17 protein-coding genes are annotated in these 21409 nt (G+C 65.9%); 8 read left to right on the top strand and 9 right to left on the bottom strand.

All coding sequences use genetic code 11. The annotated features are described in order from the left end of the window. Positions 1-30: 30 nt before the first annotated feature. On the top strand, positions 31-1263 hold the full coding sequence (locus ACEQZ0_RS09500; protein WP_370190613.1) for a sensor histidine kinase: 1233 nt from the start codon (positions 31-33) through the stop codon (positions 1261-1263). A 40-nt stretch (positions 1264-1303) separates the two neighbouring features. Further along, positions 1304-2383, top strand: a complete 1080-nt coding sequence (locus ACEQZ0_RS09495; protein WP_370190612.1) for a mechanosensitive ion channel family protein — start codon at positions 1304-1306, stop codon at positions 2381-2383. On the opposite strand, the gene ACEQZ0_RS09490 is transcribed toward ACEQZ0_RS09495, so the two are convergent. After that, positions 2380-4707 (bottom strand): CDC48 family AAA ATPase, encoded by a 2328-nt coding sequence (locus ACEQZ0_RS09490; RefSeq protein WP_370190611.1) that lies wholly within the window; start codon positions 4705-4707, stop codon positions 2380-2382. The two genes, ACEQZ0_RS09495 and ACEQZ0_RS09490, sit on opposite strands and share 4 nt — an antisense overlap. A gap of 369 nt (positions 4708-5076) precedes the next feature. Between ACEQZ0_RS09490 and ACEQZ0_RS09485 the strand changes: the two genes are divergently transcribed. Genes ACEQZ0_RS09485 through ACEQZ0_RS09470 form a run of 4 tightly spaced genes read left to right on the top strand, consistent with a single transcriptional unit; the run spans position 5077 to position 8850 of the window. After that, complete coding sequence (locus tag ACEQZ0_RS09485; RefSeq protein WP_370190610.1) at positions 5077-5553, top strand: hypothetical protein; 477 nt, start codon at positions 5077-5079, stop codon at positions 5551-5553. Then, complete coding sequence (locus ACEQZ0_RS09480) at positions 5550-6476, top strand: 5'-nucleotidase, lipoprotein e(P4) family (protein ID WP_370190609.1); 927 nt, start codon at positions 5550-5552, stop codon at positions 6474-6476. Before ACEQZ0_RS09485 ends, ACEQZ0_RS09480 begins: the two co-directional genes overlap by 4 nt. Positions 6477-6533: 57 nt before the next feature. Beyond that, positions 6534-7673 carry an NAD(P)H-dependent flavin oxidoreductase gene (locus ACEQZ0_RS09475; RefSeq protein ID WP_372520100.1) on the top strand — a complete coding sequence of 380 codons (1140 nt, stop codon included), beginning with the start codon at positions 6534-6536 and terminating at the stop codon, positions 7671-7673. Positions 7674-7710: 37 nt separating this feature from the next. Further along, positions 7711-8850: a CaiB/BaiF CoA transferase family protein gene (locus ACEQZ0_RS09470; protein ID WP_370190607.1), complete on the top strand. Its 1140-nt coding sequence runs from the start codon at positions 7711-7713 to the stop codon at positions 8848-8850. Between the two features lie 3 nt (positions 8851-8853). On the opposite strand, the gene metK is transcribed toward ACEQZ0_RS09470, so the two are convergent. The 6 genes from metK to hisS form a co-directional block, all read right to left on the bottom strand. Then, positions 8854-10092: a methionine adenosyltransferase gene (gene metK / locus ACEQZ0_RS09465; protein ID WP_370190606.1), complete on the bottom strand. Its 1239-nt coding sequence runs from the start codon at positions 10090-10092 to the stop codon at positions 8854-8856. Positions 10093-10122: 30 nt separating this feature from the next. Continuing rightward, positions 10123-11718 carry an apolipoprotein N-acyltransferase gene (lnt, locus tag ACEQZ0_RS09460; RefSeq protein WP_370190605.1) on the bottom strand — a complete coding sequence of 532 codons (1596 nt, stop codon included), beginning with the start codon at positions 11716-11718 and terminating at the stop codon, positions 10123-10125. Between the two features lie 42 nt (positions 11719-11760). Then, on the bottom strand, positions 11761-12414 hold the full coding sequence (locus tag ACEQZ0_RS09455; protein ID WP_370190604.1) for a DUF4167 domain-containing protein: 654 nt from the start codon (positions 12412-12414) through the stop codon (positions 11761-11763). A 236-nt stretch (positions 12415-12650) separates the two neighbouring features. After that, positions 12651-13472 (bottom strand): peptide chain release factor N(5)-glutamine methyltransferase, encoded by an 822-nt coding sequence (gene prmC / locus ACEQZ0_RS09450; protein ID WP_370190603.1) that lies wholly within the window; start codon positions 13470-13472, stop codon positions 12651-12653. A 114-nt stretch (positions 13473-13586) separates the two neighbouring features. Then, complete coding sequence (gene prfA / locus ACEQZ0_RS09445) at positions 13587-14654, bottom strand: peptide chain release factor 1 (RefSeq protein ID WP_370190602.1); 1068 nt, start codon at positions 14652-14654, stop codon at positions 13587-13589. A gap of 1 nt (position 14655) precedes the next feature. Beyond that, complete coding sequence (gene hisS / locus ACEQZ0_RS09440; protein ID WP_370190601.1) at positions 14656-15891, bottom strand: histidine--tRNA ligase; 1236 nt, start codon at positions 15889-15891, stop codon at positions 14656-14658. Positions 15892-15987: 96 nt separating this feature from the next. Here hisS and ACEQZ0_RS09435 point away from each other — a divergent pair, with 96 nt between their 5' ends. Together ACEQZ0_RS09435 and ppa are read left to right on the top strand one after the other, a co-directional pair. Further along, a complete protein-coding gene (locus ACEQZ0_RS09435) occupies positions 15988-17928 on the top strand; it encodes a M61 family metallopeptidase (protein ID WP_370190600.1) in 1941 nt (646 codons plus the stop codon). Between the two features lie 89 nt (positions 17929-18017). After that, positions 18018-18557, top strand: coding sequence for an inorganic diphosphatase (ppa, locus tag ACEQZ0_RS09430; RefSeq protein WP_370190599.1), 540 nt, complete (start codon positions 18018-18020; stop codon positions 18555-18557). Positions 18558-18602: 45 nt separating this feature from the next. On the opposite strand, the gene ACEQZ0_RS09425 is transcribed toward ppa, so the two are convergent. Beyond that, on the bottom strand, positions 18603-19994 hold the full coding sequence (locus ACEQZ0_RS09425) for a mechanosensitive ion channel domain-containing protein (protein ID WP_370190598.1): 1392 nt from the start codon (positions 19992-19994) through the stop codon (positions 18603-18605). Beyond that, positions 19991-21337, bottom strand: coding sequence for a TldD/PmbA family protein (locus ACEQZ0_RS09420; protein WP_370190898.1), 1347 nt, complete (start codon positions 21335-21337; stop codon positions 19991-19993). Before ACEQZ0_RS09420 ends, ACEQZ0_RS09425 begins: the two co-directional genes overlap by 4 nt. Positions 21338-21409: the final 72 nt, after the last annotated feature.

The following is a 21409-nucleotide window of genomic DNA, read 5'->3' as shown; positions in this document are numbered from 1 at the left end:
TTCGTCGCGCGCACGCGCGATCCGCGCTGGATGAACGTCGCGCTGCTGACCTTCATCGCGGCGGCCATGTTCGCGACCCTGGTGCTGGTCTACCAGACCATCGAGGCGGAGCGTGCGCAGCGCGAACAGGTCGGGCGCACGGTCGAGGTCCTCGAGGAACTGCGCGAGGTATATCGCGCGACGTTGAGCGGGGAGACCGGCCAGCGCGGCTATCTCATCACGCTCGATCGCCGATACCTTGCCCCCTACCATGCCGGGCGCGAGCAGATCGAACCCTCGCTCGATCGCATCCGTAACCTGCTCGGCGAGGATGCGACGCCGCGCCAGACGCAGCTGGTCGACCAGATCGACACACTGGCCCGTGCCAAGTTCGACGAAATGTCCGGCGGCGTCGAATTGCTCGAAAAGGGGCGGCTGCTCGACGCGCGACGTGCCGTTCTGACCGACGAAGGCGTGGAAACCATGGAACGTCTCGGCCGCGCAATTGGCGAGATGGAGGATATCGAGAACGAAATCCTGGGCCAGCGCATCACCGAAGCGGCGCGCACCGAAGCGCGCGTGCTGCCCCTGCTCGGGGCACTGCTAGTCCTACTGGTGCTCGCAATGCTCGCGGGGGCGAGACTGGTCGGCCGGGCCGCCCGGGCGGAAGCCGAAGCGGCACAGGCCGCGGTTGTCAGCGAAGCACGCGATCGCGCGGACCTGCTCGCACGCGAACTCAACCACCGGGTCAAGAACCTCTTCGCCGTGATCCTCGCGATCGTTCAGATGAGCGCACGCGACAAGCCCGAGGCGAAGGAGGTGACCGACAGCATCGCCCAGCGAATTCGCGCACTGCTTACCGCGCATGAGGTGAGCCAGGGCGAACTCGAGCGCCCGGTCGCCTCGCTGCGCGCGCTGGTCGAGACTTCGCTCGCCCCCTACCGCTCGAGCAAGCATCCTGCCGAAATCGAAGGTCCCGAAGTCATGCTCCCGGCCAAGCGCGTCACACCGCTCGGCCTCGTTCTGCACGAGTTGACCACCAATGCGGTCAAATACGGTGCCTGGAAGAACGAGGGCACCGTACATGTTACGTGGACCGAAGCGGACGGGACCGTGAAGCTGACGTGGCGCGAAACCGGCGCCGACCTTGCCGAATTGCCCGAGCGAAAGGGGTTCGGCAGCCTGCTGATGACCAGTGCCGCGCGGCAATTCGGCGGCAGCTTCGAGCGCAGCTTCACCAAGGATGGGCTGCTGGTGACGATCGAGTTGCCGGTCGGCGACTAGGGTTGCCATCGGCGGCGCCCCCCCATACCGCTTGTCACCGATGCTCGAACGCTACGATCCGCGCAATTGGTCGATCTCCTATGACGGCCTGATCCATACGCTCATCGCCCTGGGCGGATCGGTTATTGTCGCGCTTTTGGCGCATTGGATCGCCTTCGCCGTGCTTCGCCGACTGACGCTGGCCTCGGAGAGCACGCTCGACGATGCCGTGGTCGAGGCGGTGCGCAAACCGCTGCGCTGGGCAGCGATAGCCTTCGCGATTGCGGTGGCGGCCGAAAACGACGCGCTGGTCGGGCGCGGGTGGGACGTGCTCACCCGCTTCCTGACACCGGCGGTTGTCGGCTGGGTCGCCTATGCCGTCGTGCGCGGCCTTGCCCGCGGCTACGAAGCCGAAATCGGAGAAGCAGAAGACCCGGTTGCCCAGCGTGGTCGTCTGACCCGCATCGCGATCCTCTCGCGCACGGTAAAGGTGGGTATCATCATCATCACCGTCTCGTTGATCATGCTCAATATTCCGGGCGTGCGCGATGTCGGCACCACCATGCTCGCCTCGGCCGGCCTCGCCGCCTTGGCAGTCGGCGCCGCAGCGCAGCCGGCGCTCAAATCGTTGATCGCGGGCCTCCAGATGGCACTCACCCAGCCGCTGCGGATCGGCGACCTCGTCAAGGTCGATGGACAAGCGGGACGGGTGGAGGAGATCCGCATGAGCTTCGTCACCGTGCGCACATGGGACGAACGCGTGCTGGTGGTGCCCACCAGCCGTTTCCTTGACGACAGCTTCGAAAACTGGTCGCGGGTCAGTGAGAAGCTCACCGGCCCCGTCATGCTGCATCTGGATCCGATCGCCGATATCGAACCGATCCGTGCGGAGTTCGAACGGTTCGTCCAGGAGCACGCGCTGTGGGATGGCCGCAACCTTCAGCTGCTGATGACCGAGGCCTACCCCGAGAGCATCGAACTGCGCCTGTCGATGAGCGCGGAGACGATCGGCGATCTGTGGACGCTGCGCTGCGAGGTGCGCGAGCACATGCTCGCCTGGCTCAAGCAGAACCAGCCCGAGGCCCTGATCCGCCACCGGCTCGAAGTCGAAGCGGCGAACCAGCGCGCAATGGGCGCCTAGCCGGTGGCCTCGCCGCCGTGCTTTTCGTCGCGGGTGCTTTCGACCATGCCCTCGTAGAGAAAGCCGATCGGTCGCACATCTGCGGCGCGCTTCTTCAGCTCGCCCCGCATCTTGCGATATTCTTCCTCCATCTTCGACGTGACCGTGGCCCGGCTGTCGTCGAGCGCGGCGGCGAAATCGGTCGCTGCGACATTCTGCACATCGCCGCCCTCGCGGTGGAGCGCGTTGAGACCCGCCCGGCGCACGACATCCTCCAGATCGGCGCCGGTAAAGCGTTCCGTCCGCCCGGCAATGGCGGCGAGGTCGACGTCGTCGGCCAGCGGCATGTCCTTGGTATGGATGCCGAGAATCTGCTCGCGACCTGCCCTGTCCGGCGTGCCGACATAGACGAGCTCGTCGAAACGACCCGGGCGCAGCAGCGCCGGATCGACCAGCGTGGGGCGGTTGGTGGCGCCGATGACAACCACCGATTGCAGTTCTTCGAGCCCGTCCATCTCGGCAAGGATCGTATTGACCACCCGGCCGGTGACCTGCGGTTCACCCTGCCCGCTTCCCCGAGCCGGCACGAGGCTGTCGATCTCGTCGATGAACAGGACGCAAGGCGCCACTGCGCGGGCGCGCTTGAACAGGCGCGCGATCTGCTGCTCGCTCTCGCCATACCATTTCGACAGCAGATCCGAACTCTTCAACGAGATGAAATTGGCATTGGCTTCCTTGGCCACCGCCTTGGCCAGCAGGGTCTTCCCCGTGCCTGGCGGACCATAGAGGAGGAAGCCCTTGGCCGGACGGATGCCGAGGCGGTGGAACGCCTCGGGGTTCTTCATCGGCAGCTCGATTCCTTCCTTGAGCTTCTCGATCGCGTCGCCGATGCCGCCGATATCGGACCAGCCGATATTGGGCATCTGCACCATGACTTCGCGCATGGCGGACGGCTGGATGCGTTTCAGCGCCGAGAGGAAGTCCTCGCGCCCGACGTAGAGATCGTCGAGCACCTCGGGGGGAATAGTGCGTTCGTCGAGGTCGATCCGCGGCATGATCCGGCGCACCGCGTCGATCGCCGCTTCGCGCGCGAGCGCGGCAATGTCGGCCCCGACGAAGCCATAGGTCGCCTTGGCCAATTCCTTGAGATCGACCTTGTCGCCCAGCGGCATGCCGCGGGTGTGGATACCGAGAATTTCGCGCCGCCCGCTTTCGTCGGGAACTCCGATCACGATCTCGCGATCGAAACGACCGGGGCGCCGGAGGGCCTCGTCGATAGCCTCGGGGCGGTTGGTGGCGGCAATCACGACGAGGTTGGAACGAGCCTCGAGTCCGTCCATCAGCGTCAACAGCTGCGCCACAAGGCGTTTTTCCGCCTCGCCAGGCACGCGGTCGCGCTTGGGCGCGATCGAATCGATCTCGTCGATGAAGACGATCGCCGGGGCAGCCTTGCTTGCCTGTTCGAACACCTCTCGCAACGCTTTCTCGCTCTCACCATAGCCCGATCCCATGATCTCGGGTCCGTTGATGGTGAAGAAATTGGCGTCGCTCTCGTTGGCGACCGCCTGCGCAAGGCGCGTCTTGCCGGTTCCCGGCGGGCCGTGAAGCAGAACGCCCTTGGGCGGATCGACGCCGAGCCGGGTGAACAGTTCGGGATAGCGCAGCGGCAGCTCGACCATTTCGCGCAGCTGCTGGATCGTTTCGCCCATCCCGCCGACATCGTCGTAATTGACCACCGCGCGCGCGTCGCGCGGGGCCTCGAACTCGGCGCGCAACTCGACCTCGGTGTTCTCATCGATATGGACGATCCCCTTGGGGCTGGTCGATACGACGCTGAGGCGGATTTGCGTCAGTGCATAGGCAGGGGCGTTGAACATGCGACGCACTTCGGGCGGCATGTTCTGAACCGGCTGCTGGCCGGTCGTCGCAACGAGGTCGCCGGCGACCAACGGCTTGCGAAAGAAATTGCGCTTGAGCGCTTGGGCCGGGCCGTGCAGCCGCATTTCGCGCTGCGCAGGGGCGAAGACCACCCTTGTGGCGGGGCGCGACTGGGCTGCGGCGACCTTCACATGTTCGCCAGAGCCGACTTCGGCATTACCGCGCTGGAGACCGTCGAGCCGCACGACGTCGAGGCTCTGGTCCTCGTCATAGGCGGCCATGGCAATCGCTGCAGTGGCGCGTTTGCCGGTGATCTCGACAACATCGCCTTCGGTAATGCCGAGTGCCTGGAAGGCGGAGCGCGGCATGCGCGCGATGCCCTGCCCGCTTTCATCCTGCCGTGCCGCCGCCACCTGCAGCCTGACTGTGGTTTCCTCTACCGCTGGTGCAGCGTCCGCATCGGCCATCTGGGCTCGGCTCCATTACCTGTTCGATATTCCGGGCCCCACTTGGGGACCCGCCACAACTGTTGCAATGAGCGAGCCGGGCGCGAAGGTCCAGCGGGCAAGAAAAAAGCCCGGCTGGCGAACCAACCGGGCTGGAAAGTCTTGGGAGAGGATGCCTGAAAGGCAGGAGCACATATGCTGGCCCACGCATTTTTGTGCAAGTGCGAAAAGAACAAGGAATGTTGCACAATCTGCAATCAACGTAACTCGCATTGAGCCAAGTACCTGAAAAACATCGCTGCATTTTCGTGCACCGTAGCGAAATCGCGTTGCACTGCACAATCGACGAACTCTCGACGATGACTGCCGGAGGCTAGTGACAGCGCCCGGGTGCTGGACTACGACAAGCCCATGGAGCGTGAACCGCAAGAGGACGCAATCGCGATCGAACGCTTGGTGACCGATGCCTATGCGGTCATTTCGGGCCCAGCAGGCACGCCGCGAGACTGGGCCGCGATGCGCGCGATGTACTGGTCCGGTGCACGCATGACCGCCATTCGCCCTGACGGCACCGAAAGCTGCACGGTCGAGGAATACATCGCGACAAAGCGCGATTTCCTCACCGATCGCGGCTTTTCCGAAAGCGCACTCGTCAACCGGATCGAGGTCTTCGGTGCGGTCGCGCATGCGTGGTCGTCCTATGCCGGCGACTGGTCCGAGGCCGATGGCACCAGGGGCGCAACCCGCGGCATCAACTCGTTCCAGTTCCGCCGCGACGCCACCGGCGAGTGGCGTATCCATTCGCTGCTGTGGCAGGTCGAAACGCCGACCCTCCCCCTTCCAGCCGATATGGAGCCCAGACCATGACCCGCCTGTTCGTAATAGCAACCAGCGCCCTCGCGCTCGCCGGCTGCACCACCGTCGACGCGTCCTCTGTAGCAAGCACCCCCGCGCCGGCAATCGGAGATCACAAGCCCGCGCCCGACACGATGCGCTGGCTCTATGCTTCGGGCGAAGCCGCCGGGGCCTCGATCCAGACCTGGCGGCAGATCGCCGACTATGCCATCGCGGTTGCTCAGCGACGAACGGTGCCGCAGTCGGTTCCGCTCGGCCTGCCCGACGCAGACGGCGGGATCGGCACGCCTTCGTGCCTCCGCGCCGACGGTTCGGCCAAGCCCTTCGCCGCGGTCTTCGATGTCGACGAGACCGTCCTGCTCAACACCGGCTACGAATATTGGCAGGCTTACAGCGGTAAGTCTTACGATCCCGGCGAATGGAAGCAGTGGGCGGACGATGGAGCGGGGATCGCCCAGCCCGTCCCGGGTGCGGTCACGGGCCTCAGGCGGCTGCGCGAAGCGGGCATCACGGTGATCTTCAACACCAATCGCAATTCCGACACCGCAGCAGGGACGGCCGCCGCGATCGAGGCAACGGGGACCGGACCCGCGGTTCATCTCGAGAACCTGTTCCTGCGCGGCGACGACGCCATGGGCAGCCGCAAGGACGGCCGCCGCGCGCGGATCGCCGAAAGCTATTGTGTGATCGCGATGGCGGGCGACAATCTCGGCGATTTCGCCGATATCTTCAACGCCGAGGACGATGCGATCGCGGCGCGCCGCGCGATGGTGGCGCGGGGAACCTATGCCCGATTGTGGGGCGATGGCTGGTTCCTGATGCCCAACCCGGTCTACGGCGCATGGCAGAAGGGCACCGTCGGCGAGGTCTTCCCCCCCGAGACGCGGTGGAAGCCCGAGCCCGGCGATGCGCCGGCAATCATGGAAGGCCAGTAAACACCGCTTGCGCCACTGCGCGGTCGGGATAGGGTAGGTTTCAAAGGAGAGACCTATATGCCGATGAACCGTGTTTGCGAGATGACCGGGGCGGAGTTTCCGCTGTTCGCCTTCAGCCATTGCCGCGACGTGGTCGCCGCAGTCAGCAAGGCGGGCGGCTTCGGTGTTTTGGGTGCAACGCGCTTCACGCCCGAGCAGCTTGAGGAAGAGCTCGCCTGGATCGACGCGCATGTCGATGGCGCCCCATATGGGGTCGACGTGCTCGTACCCGAAGTGATCGACCCGCGCGTTCGCGAACTATCTGACAATACCAGCAGAGCTGCCGCGATCGATCCCTCCTATCAGGGCTTCGTCAATTCGGTGCTCGCCGAATATGGTATCGAACCGGAACCGGAGCTGCCGATCTTGAAGGAACGGATGGGTATCACTCCCGAAAACGGCCTCGCGCTGATGGAGGTCGCCTTCCGTCATCCGATCCGGCTCATCGCCAACGCGCTCGGCATCGCCCCGGCGGCGATGATCGAGGAAGGCAAGCGCCGCGGCGTGCCGGTGGCGGCTTTGGTCGGCGCCAAAGAGCATGCCATCCGGCAGGCCGAGGCGGGTGTGGACATCATCGTCGCGCAGGGGACCGAAGCCGGCGGGCATTGCGGCGAAGTCTCGACTCTCGTCCTGATCCCCGAAGTGGTGCGCGAGTTGAAGCGACAGGGCCACGAGATCCCGGTTCTGGCGGCAGGCGGAATCATGACGGGTGGGCAGATGGCGAGGATGATGGCGGCGGGCGCGCAGGGCGCCTGGACCGGCTCGATCTGGCTCGCCACGCCCGAAGCCGAAACTTCCGAAGCCTTCCGCGACAAGATGGTCGCGGCGCGCAGCCGCGATACCGTCCGCTCGCGCAGCCGCACGGGCAAGCCCGCGCGCCAGCTCAAGACCGCCTGGCACGAGGCCTGGGACGCTGCCGACGGTCCGGGCACGCTGCCGATGCCGCTGATGGGCATGGTCTCCGAACCGGCTTTCGCGCGGATCGAGCGCGACGCCGCAGCCGGGAACGAGGGCGCCCGAGAACTGGTCAGCTATTTCGTCGGCCAAGGCGTGGGCCTGGTCGAGCAGGTCCGCTCGAGCCGGCAGGTGGTACAGGACTTCCGCGAAGAGTTCCTCGAGGCGGTCGGCGAACTTGCCGCAGCAGTCGGCATGGAGTGACTTGACCGGCGCCGGTCGCCCGCGCAAGCCGCGAACCATGTGGCTCGACGAACCTCGCAATCCGAATGCCCCGCTCGCCGGGCTCAAGGTCCTCGAACTGGCCCGCGTCTTGGCAGGCCCCTGGGCGGGCCAGATCCTCGCCGATCTGGGTGCCGACGTGATCAAGGTCGAAAGTCCCGATGGCGACGGCACGCGCAAGTGGGGCCCGCCCTGGATCGAGCGCGCAAACGGCGAGCGCGAAGCGGCCTATTATCACGCGACCAATCGCGGCAAGCGGTCGATCGTCGCCGATTTCAAGGACCGGGACGACCTCGATCGCGTGCGAGATCTGGCCGCCTCGGCCGACGTCGTGCTGGAGAATTTCAAGACCGGGACGCTGGCGAAATTCGGCCTCGACCATGCGAGTCTCGCCGAGGCCAATCCGCGCCTGGTATATTGCTCGATCACCGGCTTCGGCCAGACCGGCCCGCGCGCGCACGAGGCCGGATACGATTTCGTCATCCAGGCGATGAGCGGTTTCATGGCGTTGACCGGAGAACCGCAAGGCCAGCCGATGAAGATGGGCGTGTCGATTTCCGATCTCACCTGCGGACTATACTCGGCAATCGGTATCCAGGCCGCGCTTGCCATGCGCGAGCGCACCGGACGCGGACAGCTCGTCGACATGGCCCTACTCGATTGTTCGGTCGGCCTGCTGGCCAGCCAGGCGTTGCATTACCTCACCACGGGCGAGAACCCGCCGCGCATGGGGAACGAGCATGCTCAGGTCAGTGCGTATGGCGTTTTCCCCGTCGCCGATGGCGAGGTGGTGCTGGCCCCGGCGAATGACGGCCTATTCCGCAAGCTTCTCTCGCTGCTCGGTCGGGAGGATCTGCTGGACGAGCAGAAATTCGCCACCAACGAAGGTCGCCTCGCCAACCGCTCCGAGCTCGACGCGATCATCGCCACCGAGACCCGCAAGTGGCAGATGGACGAACTCCTCGCCGACTGCGCCGAGGATGGCATCCCGGCCGGGCGCGTCAACGCAATCGACGCCGTCTTTGCCGAGGCACAGGTAAGGGCCCGCGGCCTGCGCGTCGATCTCGACGGTATTCCCGGCGTACGCAGCCCGTTTACCTTCTCCGACGCCGAACTTGCGCTCGACCGCCCCAGCCCGCGCAAGGGCGAGCACGGCTAGGGCTCAGCCGAGAGCGGCCTTGAGGTCCTCGACAAGGTCGGTGCGCTCCCACGGGAAGAAATCACCATCTGTCTGACGGCCGAAGTGGCCGTAGGCCGCGCTCTTGCGGTAGATCGGCTTATTGAGACCGAGATGCGTGCGGATGCCGCGGGGGGTCAGGCCGCCTAGCTTTGCGATTCCGCGGATCGCATTCTCGAGCGCTTCATCGGTCACGCCGTCGGTGCAGGTGCCATGCGTATCGACATAGAGCGACAGCGGCTTCGATACGCCGATCGCGTAGGACAGCTGGATCGTACAGCGCTTGGCAAGGCCTGCCGCGACGATGTTCTTGGCAAGGTAGCGCGTGATATAAGCGGCCGAGCGATCGACCTTGGTCGGATCCTTGCCGCTGAACGCGCCGCCGCCATGCGGCGCCGCGCCGCCATAGGTATCGACGATGATCTTGCGGCCCGTCAGGCCGGCATCTCCGTCAGGACCGCCGATCTCGAAAGCACCGGTGGGATTGATGTGCCACTCGGTATCGCCGGTGACCCAACCTTCGGGCAGGATCTCGGTGACAACGCGCCGGACATAGGCCTTGAGCTCGGCCTCCTTCTCGCCCTCATGATAGCCCTTGGCGTGCTGGGTGGAGACGACCACTGCGGTGCAGGCGACCGGTTTGCCGTCTTCGTAGCGCAGGGTGACCTGGCTCTTTGCGTCGGGTTCGAGGAAGGGGGCAGCGCCGCTCTTGCGGTCGGCGGCGAGCCGCTCGAGAATCTTGTGACTGTAGTCGAGCGTCGCGGGCATCAAATCGGGTGTCTCGTCGCAGGCGAAACCGAACATGATGCCCTGGTCCCCCGCACCCTCGTCCTTGTTGCCGCTGGCATCGACGCCCTGCGCGATTTCGGCCGATTGGCCGTGAAGATGGTTCTCGAAGGTCAGCGTCTGCCAATGGAAGCCGTCCTGCTCGTAACCGATTTCGCGCACGGTATGGCGCACCGCGCGCTCGATATCTTCCTTGGCCCCCGGCGCCCAGCCGCCGTTCTCGGCCCATTCGGGATTTTTGGCATCATACATCGAGGCACAGCGGATTTCGCCCGACAGGATCACCCGCTGGGTGGTGGTCATGGTCTCGCAGGCGACGCGCGCCTCGGGATCCTTGCTCAGCATCAGATCGACGATGGCATCGGAAATCTGGTCGGAAACCTTGTCGGGATGGCCTTCCGAGACACTCTCGGAAGTGAAGAGGAAACTGGTGCGCATGAAGCTGGAAATCCCGATATAAAGAAATCTTTATGTGTCTTTCGCGAGGTAGCGGTCCGCACGACGCATGGCAACCAGCGAAAGGCCCAGCAACGCCAGGCCCCACAGCAGCGTGAGCCAGTGACCGAGGCGGGCGAACCAGGTCGGGGCATGCGGCGGCGGCACCAGCGTATCGATCCGGCCGGCCACATTGCGTCCGATATGCTCGCGAACCACGCCCTGCGCATCGATCACCGCGCTGATCCCGGTAGTCGTCGAACGCAGGACCGGTAGCCCCTCCTCCGCCGCACGCATCCGTGCCTGCGCCAGGTGCTGGGGCGGTCCCCAGGCACCGAACCATCCGTCGTTGGACGGATTGAAGATGTAATCCGGTCGCTTGTCGCGCTCGGCAACTTCGCCCGAGAAGACGATTTCGTAGCAGATCTGAATGCCCGCCTCGCCATAGGCGCCCAGATCGAAACTTTGTGGTCCCGGCCCCGGAATGAAATCGATCGTGCCTGCCACCAGACGCGTCAGGCCAAGCGGTTCGAGCAAGCTCCGCAGGGGCAGGTATTCGCCATAGGGCACCAGATGAGCCTTGGCGTAGCGTTCGCCCAGTCGGCCTTCGGAATCGATGGAAGTGACGGCATTGTAGGCCCCGATCGCGCGTTCGCGCCCATCAACCTCGCCGATTTCGAGGTCGACCAGCCCGGTGAGTAGCAAGCTGTCGCTCCCGATGACCCGACCGATCCGCGCACGCGCGAAGCCTGGATCGCCGCCGGCTGTCATCTGCGTGTAGTAGCGCTGGGGATAGCCCTCCCGAAGATAGTCGGGCACACCGCTCTCGGGCCACAGCACAAGGCGATGGCTCAGCTGGCGCCGCGGTACGCTGAGCCCAGCGATCCTCTGGAACTGGTCCTCGAACTTGGATGCATCGTCGATTTCGTCCTGTCGCAAGTTGGGCTGGACCAGGGTGAGCGGAAGGCTGCCTTGTTCGGCCTTGCCCGTCGGCCAGTAGATCAGCGCGGTCGCGGCCAGCGCCAGCCCCGCGGCGGGCAACCAGAGCCGCCGCTGGACGAGGGCGGCGCCCGAAACGGCCAGCACGACGACGATGCCCGAGAGCGCATAGCTCCCCACGAAGGGAAGCAGCCGAGCGAACCCGGGCCGGTCCCACGGGCCCATGACCATCATCGAAAGGGGCCCCCAGCTATAGCCGGTAAAGACCCAGCTGCGGAGCCATTCCGCGGCGATCCAGCAGGCACCGAAGGCCAGTGCGAATACGGACAGGCTTTTGCGCCGCGCAACCAACCAAGCGGCATAGGCGGCGAAGGCCGGCCAAACGGCGAGATAGAGCGACAGCAGCGGCACGGCGACCCAGCCGAGCACAGCGGGCATTTCCGCCTGATAGGTGAAGGCGGTGGCGATCCAGTTGTTGGTGACGGTGAAATGCGCCACGCCGAACAACCATCCGGCAATCAGCGCAGCCTTCCAGCCAGGCGCGCGCCAGGCGAGCCAGCCGAAGACACCGATTGCGGCCAGACCCAGCGGCCACAGATGGAAGGGCTGGAAACCGAATGCGGACGCCGCGCCCAAGGCGAGCGCGGCAATCTGCGGGTGCGAGCGGGCCAAGCCGGCGATCTTCTCCATCGGCTTGCCCCTTAGATTGTCAGTCCGGCACTGCAAGCGCGATCAGCTGACCGCGCTCACTTCGCTCTCGTCGTCCTGCTTGCGCTTGCGCCGCCGCGGGGCGGGCTTGCCTTCGCTCTCGCCCGCACCGATCGAGGGAGGCAGGACCGTGGCGTCGATTTCGCCATCGTCGCCCTGCGCCCCTTCGTTACCCTCTTTCGGCTTGCGTGGAGCACGCCGCTTCTTGGGTGCCTCGCCGCCTTCGTCGCGACGGGTGAACGGGTTTTCCGAGGGCTCGAACTCGCTGGTGTCGCCATCGTCGTCACCCCGGGGCTTGAGCCCACGGGGCTTGCGACTGCCATCGTCCTGATCATCGCGGCGCCCGCGCGAGCGGCGGTTGCCGCGGCGATCGTCGCCATCGTCCTCATCATCGTCGTCCGACTGGCCGCCACGTTCTTCCTGGCGTTTCGCCTTGGCTTCTTCCTGACGGGCCTTGTTGTCGGCAATCACGCGAAAATAGTGATCGGCAAACTGCAGGTAATATTCGGCCTGGACGCGGTCGCCATTATGCTGGGCGTCCTGCGCGAGCTTCTTGTACTTGTCGAGCAGCTGCGGGGCATTGCCACGGGCACGGCTATCGATGCGATTGGCGTTGTTGCCGCCGCCCTGATTGCGGTTCCCGCGTCCGCGACGACGGTTGTTGCGATTGGTGTTCAAGGGTAGCTGGTCCTCATTCAATGCGCGGCGCGAACCGAACCGGTCCGCATGTGGCCGCGTGACCCCTTGCGCGACTGCGCCTGTCGCAGCTCGCGTGCTCCGGCCTGTGCATGGTATGCAGGGCCGAAGCCGCGCACCAAAACTGCAATGTCGGAGCTGGAACCGGCGGGGAGGCGTGAGCCGCGCACCACTGGCCTGTGGCCAGAGGTAAAGGCTCGAATCGGCTTTGCCAACCCCTAAGTGAGAATCAGTGCCCGCGGACGTCCGCCGAGGTCGCGTTTCATGACGACAGCGAAGCCCGATTCGCGGGCCAATGACGATACGGCCCCCTCCTGAGTCGCCCCGATTTCGAGGACGGCTACCCCACCGGGTAAAAGAAGCTTGCCAAGTTGTGGGATGATAGCGCGATAGTCGTCAAGCCCCTCGGGTCCCGCGAACAGCGCCGAGGCCGGCTCGTAGTCGCGCACGTCCGCATCGAGCGCGGCGCCGGTCTCGACATAGGGCGGGTTGCACAGGATCAGGTCGAATTGGCCGAGCATTGCCGCCCAGCCCTCGTCGAGCCAGCTCGCCTCGAAAAACCGGGCCCGCTCTACCAGCCCGAGTCGCTCGCCATTGGCTGCCGCCACGCGCAGCGCGGCCGGGGAAGCATCGATACCGATCCCGCTCGCCTCGGGACGCTGGTCGAGAAAGGCCAGCAGCAGCGCGCCCGTTCCGGTGCCCATATCGAGCACGCGCGCATCCAGCCTTGCCGCCTCGAGCGCCGCCTCGACGATCGTCTCGCTATCGCCGCGCGGGATCAGCGTGTCGGGGGTAACGGCCAAGTCGAGCCCGAAGAATTCCTGGGTGCCGAGCAAATGGGCGACCGGCTCGCGCGCGGCCCGGCGATCCACGAGCCCGACAAATCCCGCCGGGACCCGATCGCGCATATGCCGCAACAGCAAGTCCGAGCGCGAAACACCCATCGCATGCGCCATCAGCAATTCGGCATCGAGCCGCGCGGTGTCGCTGGTGGAAGACAGGCGTCCTGCCGCCTCGCGGATTGCGTCACCGACAGTCATGGTTGTGAGCCGGGCGACTGTCCTTCGACCGGCTCAGGACGAGCGGGTCTTGCCACTGCCCAGACCCGACCCCGCTCGCCCTGAGCCGGTCGAAGGGTGCTCACCATTGGAACTTTACTCCTCCATCGCCGCGAGCCGCTTGGCTTCGTCCTCGGCGATCAGCGCGTCGATCAGCTCGCCCAGCCCGGGTCCGGCGATGATCTGCGGCAGTTTCTGCAGCGTCAGCCCGATGCGGTGATCGGTCACTCGCCCTTGCGGGAAATTATAGGTGCGAATGCGCTCGGAGCGATCGCCCGAACCGACCATTGCCTTGCGCGCCTCGGCCTCGGCGCCCTGCGTCGCCTCGCGCTGGGCATCGTAGAGCCGCGTGCGCAGCACCTGCATCGCCTTTTCGCGGTTCTTGTGCTGGCTGCGCCCGTCCTGGCAGGTGACCACGGTATTGGTCGGCAGGTGGGTGATGCGCACTGCGGAATCGGTGGTGTTGACGTGCTGGCCGCCCGCCCCGCTGGCGCGATAGACGTCGATCTTGAGATCGCCCGGATCGATCTGGACGTCGACCTCGTCGGGTTCGGGCAGCACCGCCACGGTCGCCGCGCTGGTGTGAATACGCCCGCCGCTCTCGGTCTCGGGCACGCGCTGGACCCGGTGGACCCCGCTTTCGAACTTCAGCTTGGCGAAGACCCCGGTGCCGGTGACATTGGCGACCACTTCCTTGAACCCGCCGACCTCGCTGGCGCTCATGCTGACCGGCTCGACTGTCCAGCCCTGTTCGGCGGCGAAGCGTTCGTACATGCGGTAGAGATCGCCCGCGAACAGCGCCGCCTCATCGCCCCCCGTCCCGGCGCGGATTTCGAGCATGGCGGGCTTGCTGTCGGCGCTGTCGCGCGGAAGCATGGCGATGGCGAGCGCACGCTCGGCCTCGGGCAGGCGCTGGCGCAATTCGGCCAGTTCCTCTTCGGCCATCGCCTTCATTTCTGGATCGCCGAGCATCTCCTCCAGACTGGCGATCTCCTCGCGCGCCGATTTCACCTCGGCGGCGATCTTCGCCACCGGCTCGAGCTCGGCATAATCGCGGCTGGCCTGAACGAAAGCCTCGCCTTCGAGCGTACCCGAGGCCATGCGCGCCTCGAGCTCGGCGAAGCGATGGGCGATCTGGTCGAGACGTTCGGCTGGGATGGTCATGTCAACCAAGCAGGCCTTCGATATGGTCGCGGGCGCCATCATCCGCCTTGATGCGCACATGCTGGTGCCCGTCGCGCATGCTGAAGGCGACGATCTTGTCCGCCCCGGCCTTTACCGCCTTGTCGAAGCGCTTGCGCGGACTGCCCGTGGCAATGAGCTCGGCAGAATGGCCCGCTGCGCGCAGGCGTCCGATCGCAGCAATGGCCTCCGTAACCAGCGTATCGTCCTCGACGACGACGATGACATCGGCGTTGCCTTCGCCCTTCTCCCCCACCAGCATCGCCAGCCGCTCGATCCCCGCGGCCCAGCCGACCGCTGGCGTGGGCGCGCCGCCGAGGCTTTCCATCAGGCCGTCGTAGCGGCCGCCGCCGAGGATGGTGCTCTGGCTGCCGAGCTTGCCCGCTGCCTCGCTGCCAGCTTCGGGGATGAATTCGAAGGCGGTGTGGCGGTAGTAGTCGAGGCCGCGCACGAGGCTTTCGGCACGCGTCCATGTGACACCCGCCGCATCGAGACCGCTCGTGACTGCATCGAAGAAGGCGCGCGCATCGTCCGAGAGATAGGCGTCGATCTTGGGCGCATCGGCGACGAAGGCACGATCGCGCGGGTCTTTGCTGTCGAGGATGCGCAGCGGGTTCTTCTCGAGCCGCTCCTGCGAATCCTCGGACAGCTCGCCCTTCACCGCGCGGAAATGTTCGACCAGCGCGGTGCGCCAGGCTTCGCGGCTGTCGCCGTCGCCCAGCGTGTTGAGGTGCAGCGTGACGCCCTCGATACCCAGTTCGCGGATGACCTGGTCGGCCATCGCGAGCAGCTCGACGTCAGCTTGCGGTTCGGCGGCGCCGATGATTTCGGCGTCGATCTGGTGGAACTGGCGATAGCGGCCCTTCTGTGGGCGCTCGTAGCGGAACAGCGGTCCATGCGTCGCCAGCTTCAGCGGTGCATGCTGCTGCCAGCCATTGGTGAGGAAGGCGCGCGCGATCCCGGCAGTGAATTCGGGGCGCAACGTCAGGCTCTCGCCGCCGCGGTCCTCGAACGAATACATTTCCTTGCTGACCACGTCGGTGGTCTCGCCGATCGCGCGGCTGAACACCTCGGTACGTTCGAATACGGGCATCTCGACGCGGCGGAAGCGATAGAGCTTGCGCACGCGCTCGAAGGTTTCGACGACGAAGGCGAAGGCCTCGGCATCGGCACCGAAAATGTCCTGCGTTCCGCGAATGGCTTGTGGGGTCTTGCTCATGTCGGGCGCGCGTCTAGCGCGTTCGACGGAGGGGGGGAAGCCGCTCGTCGAACTTGCGCTTGCCTTGACCGCACCCGATCCGCATGACTGGCGCCCATGAACAAAATGACCGCGTCGCTCGCCCTGGCCACCGGCCTCGCCATCTCCTCCCCCCTCGCCGCCCGGCCCGATACGAATTCGGCCCCGGTCGCCCCGGCGCTGGAAGACGGGACGCCGCTGCCGCGGGATACCGCCTGGCCCGGCGGGACGATCGCTCTCGACATCGATGCGACCGACACGCGCCGCGGTGTCTATGCAGTGACCGAAACGATTCCCGTGGTGGCGGGCACGCGCGAGCTGGTGCTGCTGTTCCCCGAATGGCTGCCGGGCAATCATGCGCCGCGCGGGCCGATCAACCTGCTCTCGAACATCCGCTTCACCGCCAATGGCCAGCCGCTCGTATGGAAGCGCGACGCGCTCGACGTCTATCGCTTCGTGGTCGAACTGCCCGAAGGCGTGCGCGAGGTCACCGCCAGCTTCCTCCACACCTCGCCCGTCACCGGACGCGAGGGGCGGATCACCATGACGCAGGAAATGCTCAACCTGCAGTGGGAGAAGATGAGCCTCTATCCCGAGGGTCACTACACCCGCCGCATCGCGGTGAAGCCCACGGTCAAGGTTCCCGAAGGCTGGCAGGTGTTCACCGCGCTCGACGGGCAGGCGCGCGAGGGCGACACCGTCACCTGGCAGACAATCGATTACGAAACGCTCGTCGATTCGCCGATCTTCGCGGGCAAATATGCCCGGCAATGGTCGCTCGGCGAGGGGGTGAAGCTCGATGCGGTCGCCGATGCGCCCAAATATCTCGAGCTGGCGCCCGAGAACCTCGCGCGCTTCGACCGGCTGGTGGACGAGGCCGACGCGCTGTTCGGCGCGCGGCATTTCGACCATTACGACATCCTGCTCGCCTTGACCGACCGGATGGGCGGGATCGGCCTCGAGCACCACCGTTCGGCCGAGAACCAGTACGAGCCCGACGCGCTCGTCAAATGGGACGAGATGGACTGGGACCACAATGTCGTCAGCCACGAACTGGTGCACAGCTGGAACGGCAAGTTCCGTCGCCCCGAAGGGCTGTGGACTCCCGATTATCGCACGCCGATGCAGGATGATCTGCTGTGGGTCTATGAAGGCCAGACCCAGTTCTGGGGCTGGATTCTCGCCGCCCGTTCGGGGCTGCAGCAAAAAGACACGATCCTCGGCACGATCGCCAATGCAGTCGCCTATTATGCCGAGGGACAGCCGGGCCGCGCCTGGCGCGCGGTCCAAGACACGACCTACGACCCGATCGTCAATTCGCGCCGGCCGCTGCCCTATTCCTCGCTCCAGCGCAGCGAGGATTATTACGTCGAGGGTGCACTGACCTGGCTCGAGGCCGACCAGATCATCCGTGACGGCACCGGCGGGAAGAAGGGCCTCGACGATTTCGCCCGCGCCTTCTTCGGCAAGACCGATGGCGACTGGGGCGTGCTGACCTATGATTTCGACGAGGTCGTGAAAACGCTCAACGGAGTTTACGCCTACGACTGGGCTACATTCCTCGACACCCGCCTGCGCCAGCCGAACCAGCCGGCCCCCGTGAAGGGGCTGGAGATGGCCGGCTATCGGCTCGTGTGGAAGGACACGCCCAATCCCTATGCCGCGGGGCGGATCAAGAACGGCAAATATGCCGACTTCTATTATTCGCTCGGGGTCAATCTCGACAGCGAGGGCAAGGTGACCTCGACGCTGTGGGACGGGCCGGCCTTCAACGCGGGCATCGTAAACGGCGCGCAAGTGGTCGCCGTCAACGGCACCGCCTATTCCTCCGATACGATCAAGGATGCGATCACCACCGCCAAAACGGACCGCGAGCCGATCAACTTGCTGGTCAAGCGCGGCGACCGTTACGACACGGTAGCGATCGATTACCATGGCGGCCTGCGCTACCCGTGGATCGAACCGGTCGGCAAAGGGAGGCAGGGGCTCGACCTCCTGCTGGCGCCACGCACGCGCTAGGCTTTTGGCCGGTTGCGGCCCGGCCCCGCTCGCTCTAAGGGCGCTCAGTCTTTCTGGGGAGAGGGGCCGCACGCAACGTGAGAGTATAGATGCGCATCGACATGATCCCTGTGGGCGACAACCCGCCCGAAAGCCTCAACGTCATCATCGAGGTTCCGACCGGCGGCGAGCCGGTCAAGTACGAGTTCGACAAGGCCAGCGGCGCGCTGTTCGTCGACCGCATCCTGCATACGCCGATGCGCTATCCGGCGAATTACGGCTTCGTGCCGCACACGCTCAGCCCCGACGGCGACCCGCTCGACGCGCTGGTCATCGCGCGTTCGCCCTTCATCGCGGGCTGCGTCGTGCGCGCGCGCCCGATCGGCGTGCTCAACCTCGAAGACGAGCATGGCGGCGACGAGAAGCTGATCTGCGTGCCCGTCGACACGACCTTCCCTTATTATTCGGACGTCGGCGAGACCAAGGACCTGCCCTCGATCATCTTCCAGCAGATCGAGCACTTCTTCACCCACTACAAGGATCTCGAAAGCGAGAAGTGGGTGCGGATCGGCAATTGGGGCGATGCTGCCGAGGCCCGCCGGATCGTGGTCGAGGCAATCGAACGCTACGCAGCCGACAAGGCCAAGTGATCCGACAGGGGCGCCGCGAGGCGCCCCTTTTTCATTCGCCCCGGATCATTCGACCGGGCGCGAGGTATCGAGCAAATCCTTCTCGCTCGCGCCCTTGGCCAGGCGTCGCTCGGCCTCTACCATTTCGGTGATTTCCTCCTGCGGGGAGACATCCGCCGGCGCATTGCTCGACGCGGCCTTCTTCGGCGGGGTAGCCGCGGCAGGCGAGGCCGCAGGCTCGCGGGTGGTCGCCAGCGGCAGCGGCTGCGTGCGCGCATCGAAGCGCAGGCGATAGATCGGCTCGGGCAGTGCGAAGCCGCCGTCCTCGAGCGCCGCCTTGACCGCCAGGATCGCGCTGCTGCGCGCCTTGTACCAATCGGCCTCGCGCTGGTCGATCCAGCCGAGGAAGCGGAGCACGACATTGCTCTCGCCGACCTCGATCACCCGCGCCTCGGGTGCGGGATCGTCCAGCACGAAGGTCAGTCCGGCCAGTGTCTCGCGGCCCAATCGCCGGGCCGAATCGGCATCGTCGTCGGCATCGACGCCGAGATCGAAATCGAACCGGCGCTGCGGATTGCGCGTGTAGTTGAGGATCACTGCGCGGAACACCTGCCCGTTGGGAATGCGCAAGTGATTGCCCTCGAGCGTCATCAGGATGGTCGCGCGGCTGGTCAGGCGGATGACGCGCCCTTCCTTGTCGTCGATCACCACCCAGTCGTTGGCACGGAAGGGCTGGCGCAGGCTGAGCATCAGCGAGGCGACATAGTTCTCGATCGTATCGCGCATCGCGAAGCCGAGCGCGATGCCGACCACCCCCGCCCCGCCAAGCACCGCGCCGAGCAGCGCGCTCGCCCCGATCATGTCGAGCGCGACCACGAGGCCGACGATCGCAAAAATAAAGCGGATCGCGCTGGCGATCAGTTCGGCGAGAAAGGAGTTGGGGGCCAGGCGGTGCCACAAGCGCTCCAGCCCGGCGATGAGATAGCCGATCACCGTGATCCCGGCCCAGACCGCAAGCGCCAGCGCGACCAGCGGGAGCAGCTTCACCAGCCCGTCCCAGCGATCGGCCAGGGTGGCGATGCCGCCGCTTTCCGAGGAAATCGAGAGATCGCGCTCGAGCCGGTTTTCGACTGTCACCACCCCCGATACCCGGCTGGCGATGGCCTCGGCCCGGGCGATGTCGGCCTGCTGCGGAACCTTCCCCGACAGCGTCACAACTCCCTGCGCGGCCGCCACCGAGACCGACGAGAAGGCGGGCAGTTCAGCAAAGATTCCGGCAATGCGCTCGGCGATCTTGGCGTCGGCACCACTGTCCTGGGTAGTGGCGATGGTCTGCGCAGGAGTAGGGGTGTCGGGACTCGCCTCTTCGGTCGGCTGGTCGAGCTCCGGCAGCTGCGCATGGGCGGGCGCGGATATGGCCAGCCCCCATGCGAGCAGCAGGAGCAGCCGTGCGATCACGTGCCCGCCACCGACATGCCATCGATGCGGAAGGTCGGCACATCGATGCCGCGCTGGAAATCGAGATCGTTCGCCGGCACGAGCCCACGAAACATTTCGGGCAGATTCGCGGCGATGGTGATCTCGGCTACCGGTTCGGCGATCTCTCCACTACGGATGCGCAACCCGCTCGCTCCGCGGCTGTAGTCGCCGGTGACGAGGTTTACCCCTTGGCCGAACAGGTCGGTGACGTAGAGCCCATCCTCGATATCGGCAATGAGTTCGGCGACGCTCGGTTCGCCCGCCGCCAGATAGACATTGTCGACGGAAATACCCGGCGCGCCGCCACTGCCCCGGCTGGCGTGGCCGGTCAGTTCCAGGCCGAGCTGTGCGGCGCTGGCGACATTGGTGAGCCAACCGGTCACCTTGCCGCCTTCGACCAGCGTGCGGGGAACGCTTGCCACGCCTTCGCCATCGTAATTCCGCGAGCGCAGGCCGCGCAGGCGATGCGGATCCTCGAACACCTTGATCGCACTGTCGAACAGCTGTTCTTGCTCCCGACCGATCAGGAAGCTCGCCTTACGTGCGATCGATGGCGCGCCCATCGCGCCGAGCAGGTGGCCGAGCACGCCATTGCCGACGCGCGGGTCGAACACCACCGGCATGCGGCCCGAGGAAATCGATCCAGGCGAAACCTTGCGCACTGCGCGCATGCCTGCCTCGCGGCCGATTTCGGCCGGGTCGGGCAGGTCCACGCGATGACGCTGCGTGCGATAGGCATAGTCGGTCTGCTTGTCGCCGCCCTCGCCCGCGACCACGCTGGCCGAGAGCGAATGCGACCCACCCGAGTGGCCGCGTGCAAAGCCGTTGCTGGTCACCAGCGCGAAGACCGAGCGCGCGTATGACGCACTGCCGCCGTTGGAATTGGTCACACCCGTCACCGCGCGCGCCGCATCTTCGGTGGCCAGAGCCGCCAAGCGCAACTCCTCGGGCGAAGGCGCGCCCGCGTCGGTCAGATCGAGATCGAGCGGCTCGCCCGCGAACAGCGCCCCGGATGGAGCCAGTCCGCCATAGGGATCTTCGGGTGCCAACCGCGCCATTTCGACTGCGCGTTGCGCCAACACGCCAAGCCCTTCGGGTGCGAAATCGCTGGTGTTGATCGATGCAGAGCGGCGTCCGACGAAGACCCTGAGGCCGATTTCCTCGCTTTCCGACCGCTCGACCTCCTCGAGCGCGCCGAGCCGCACACCGACGCTTTCGGAAGAGGAGGCGCGCGCGACGGCATCGGCGGCGTCGGCCCCCATGCGACGCGCGAGGTCGACCAACTCGTGGCAGCGGGCTAGCGCCGCATCGACGCCCATCATGACAGAGGCCGAGGTTCGGAAATCATCCGCGCGACGTAGGCCGCGCATCGCGTGCTGGCAACCGCCGGTCCG

It is taken from the genome of Qipengyuania sp. (assembly GCF_964227205.1).
Lineage (GTDB): Bacteria > Pseudomonadota > Alphaproteobacteria > Sphingomonadales > Sphingomonadaceae > Qipengyuania.
This window is presented reverse-complemented; position numbering and strand designations above follow the sequence as displayed.

What these genes read in the sequence shown, in the direction of transcription:
- ACEQZ0_RS09500 (WP_370190613.1), top strand. Translation starts at nt 31, where the DNA reads ATGAACGTCGCGCTGCTGACCTTCATCGCGGCGGCCATGTTCGCGACC.
- ACEQZ0_RS09495 (WP_370190612.1), top strand. Translation starts at nt 1,304, where the DNA reads ATGCTCGAACGCTACGATCCGCGCAATTGGTCGATCTCCTATGACGGC.
- ACEQZ0_RS09490 (WP_370190611.1), bottom strand. Translation starts at nt 4,707, where the DNA reads ATGGCCGATGCGGACGCTGCACCAGCGGTAGAGGAAACCACAGTCAGG.
- ACEQZ0_RS09480 (WP_370190609.1), top strand. Translation starts at nt 5,550, where the DNA reads ATGACCCGCCTGTTCGTAATAGCAACCAGCGCCCTCGCGCTCGCCGGC.
- ACEQZ0_RS09475 (WP_372520100.1), top strand. Translation starts at nt 6,534, where the DNA reads ATGCCGATGAACCGTGTTTGCGAGATGACCGGGGCGGAGTTTCCGCTG.
- ACEQZ0_RS09470 (WP_370190607.1), top strand. Translation starts at nt 7,711, where the DNA reads ATGTGGCTCGACGAACCTCGCAATCCGAATGCCCCGCTCGCCGGGCTC.
- metK (WP_370190606.1), bottom strand. Translation starts at nt 10,092, where the DNA reads ATGCGCACCAGTTTCCTCTTCACTTCCGAGAGTGTCTCGGAAGGCCAT.
- lnt (WP_370190605.1), bottom strand. Translation starts at nt 11,718, where the DNA reads ATGGAGAAGATCGCCGGCTTGGCCCGCTCGCACCCGCAGATTGCCGCG.
- prmC (WP_370190603.1), bottom strand. Translation starts at nt 13,472, where the DNA reads ATGACTGTCGGTGACGCAATCCGCGAGGCGGCAGGACGCCTGTCTTCC.
- prfA (WP_370190602.1), bottom strand. Translation starts at nt 14,654, where the DNA reads ATGACCATCCCAGCCGAACGTCTCGACCAGATCGCCCATCGCTTCGCC.
- hisS (WP_370190601.1), bottom strand. Translation starts at nt 15,891, where the DNA reads ATGAGCAAGACCCCACAAGCCATTCGCGGAACGCAGGACATTTTCGGT.
- ACEQZ0_RS09435 (WP_370190600.1), top strand. Translation starts at nt 15,988, where the DNA reads ATGAACAAAATGACCGCGTCGCTCGCCCTGGCCACCGGCCTCGCCATC.
- ppa (WP_370190599.1), top strand. Translation starts at nt 18,018, where the DNA reads ATGCGCATCGACATGATCCCTGTGGGCGACAACCCGCCCGAAAGCCTC.
- ACEQZ0_RS09420 (WP_370190898.1), bottom strand. Translation starts at nt 21,337, where the DNA reads ATGATGGGCGTCGATGCGGCGCTAGCCCGCTGCCACGAGTTGGTCGAC.